We start from the raw sequence: 2,094 nt of genomic DNA on the forward strand, positions 1-2,094 counted from the left end.
CCGCAGCGCACGGCCAGGATGTGGTATTCGCGCAAATACCATATGTCGCCGATGCCCTATTCGGTGTTCTTCCATGGCGGCTATGCCATCCATGGAACCGGCGCCGTCAGGCAGCTCGGCCGCCCGGCGTCGCATGGCTGCGTGAGGCTGCACACGGCCAATGCCGCCACGTTCTATTCGATGGTGCGGGAAGTGGGTTTCGGCAACACGCGCATTGTCGTCACCAACTAAGGCGGTTCAGGTTCGCTGTTGTCTGCTGGCGCTGGGCTAACCCCACGCCAGCAGCTCTGCCTAAGCGTTTGGGACCGCCTTTGCCTGCGGTCGCTTTCGACGCCCGCCGCTGATCTCCCACCTTTTGTGGAACCACATCCACTGGCCGGGATCTTCTCGCACCCAGCGCTCGACGACGTCGTTGAGACGCTGGGTGGTGGCACGGACATCGACGCTGCCGTCAGCGGTGCGCGGCAAGGTTAACTTGTTCTCGATTTCGAGCCGGAAGCGGTTGCCTGGCAGCCTGACGCAGCGCGCCGGATAGACGTCGCAATCGTAGTGGCGGGCAAGGGTGGCCAGCACGCGATTGCTCTGGCAGGGACGGCCGAAGAATGTCGTCTCCAGTCCATTGGAGAATTTCTGGTCGACAAGGATGCCGATGTTGCCGCCGTTCTCCAGAACCCCGGCCAGGGCGAATGACGCGCCCGCCATGGATGGCAGCAACGAGCCCATGGTCGAGCGGCGCGTCGAGAGGATGTAGTCGGCGAGATAGGGATTGTTAGGCGGGCGAAACAGCGCAGTGATGTTCATGCCGAAAGTCGCGGCCGCCACCGGCAGCAATTCGAAATTACCGAGATGACCGGTGAAGACGATGTGCGGCTTCTCTTCGCTGGCTATTTCGACGAAGTGGTCAGCTCCCTTGACCTCGACGCGGCCGGGCTCGCTGGCCGCGGGGTCGTAGTCGAAGAGGGCGTCGAGAAAGATGTATTCCGCGGCCAAGCGAGCCATGTTGCCCCACATGTCGGAGGCGATCGCCTGGATCTCGGCTTCGCTCTTTTCCGGATAGGCCTTGCGCAGATTGTCGACGGCGACCTGATGGCGTCCAACCCGGGGGCCGACCAGGCGAGCGACGCGGTCGGCGAAATTCAGCGCACTGTCGGCCGGCAGCAGGCGCAGGACCCAGATGATCATCATCGCTGCCCGCGCCACCAGCCAGTAATTGAGCTGGCGCAGTTGCCTGCCGTAACGAAATTTGAGGTCCCGGCGGAACTTCTTGAATACAGAGGTCAAGGCTCTAGCCGACGCGCAGGATGATCTTGCCGAAAACGTCGCGGCCTTCCATGCGCTTCAGCGCGGCGTCGATACCGTCGAAGCCGACTTCGGTGTCGATGACGGGTGCGACTTGTCCCGCCGCCATTTTCTGCATGGCGTTGGCCATGTTTTCCATGCGGCAGCCAAAGGAGCCAAGCAGTTTCAATTGCTGCTGGAACAGCTGCATCAAATTGATCTGCGTCGACACGCCGGAGGTCGAACCGCAGGTCACCAGGCGGCCGCCACGCTTCAGGCACAGCATCGAGGCGGCGAATGTGTCGGCGCCGACATGTTCAAAGACGACGTCGACGCCCTTCTTCTTGGTCAGCTTGCGCACGACGCCCTCGAAACGGTCGTCGCGGTAGTTGATGACATGGTCGGCGCCGAGCGCCTTGGCCTTGTCGATCTTGTCGTTGGAACCGACCGTAGTGATGATCGTGCAGCCCATCCGCTTGGCCAGCTGGATGGCCGCCGAGCCGATGCCGGATCCGCCGGCATGGATAAGGATGGTTTCGCCGGGTTGAAGCCTGGCGTTGTCGAACAGCATGTGCTCGACGGTGCCGAAGGTGACGGGCGCCACCGCCGCGCCGATGTCGGTCACGCCGGGCGGGGCAGGGACCAGCAGGCGGGCCGGCAGGTTGATCTTCTCCTGCGCGAAGCCGTCGAGATGGAAGCCGTGAACGCCCGAAACATGTTCGCAGAGGTTGTCGCGGCCTTCGCGGCAGGCTCGGCAGAGGCCGCAGGTGCGCGCGCCATAGATCGACACCAATTGTCCGGGCAGCAGGCTGGAAA

3 protein-coding genes are annotated in these 2,094 nt (G+C 63.0%); 1 reads left to right on the plus strand and 2 read right to left on the minus strand.

The annotated features are described in order from the left end of the window. Positions 1–231: L,D-transpeptidase (locus EN991_RS33785; RefSeq protein WP_164769579.1), on the plus strand; the 231-nt coding region annotated here is incomplete at its 5' end. A gap of 60 nt (positions 232–291) precedes the next feature. Here EN991_RS33785 and EN991_RS33790 read toward each other — a convergent pair. Both EN991_RS33790 and EN991_RS33795 read right to left on the minus strand, forming a co-directional pair. Beyond that, the gene (locus EN991_RS33790) at positions 292–1,281 is read right to left on the minus strand and encodes a lipid A biosynthesis lauroyl acyltransferase (protein WP_013531221.1); all 990 of its coding nucleotides are present in this window, start codon (positions 1,279–1,281) and stop codon (positions 292–294) included. A 4-nt stretch (positions 1,282–1,285) separates the two neighbouring features. Further along, positions 1,286–2,094 (minus strand): zinc-binding dehydrogenase (locus tag EN991_RS33795; RefSeq protein ID WP_127370362.1); only part of this gene is annotated, 809 nt, incomplete at its 5' end.

Origin of the sequence: Mesorhizobium sp. M7A.F.Ca.US.005.03.2.1 (assembly GCF_003997795.1) — a bacterium.
Taxonomy (GTDB): domain Bacteria; phylum Pseudomonadota; class Alphaproteobacteria; order Rhizobiales; family Rhizobiaceae; genus Mesorhizobium; species Mesorhizobium ciceri.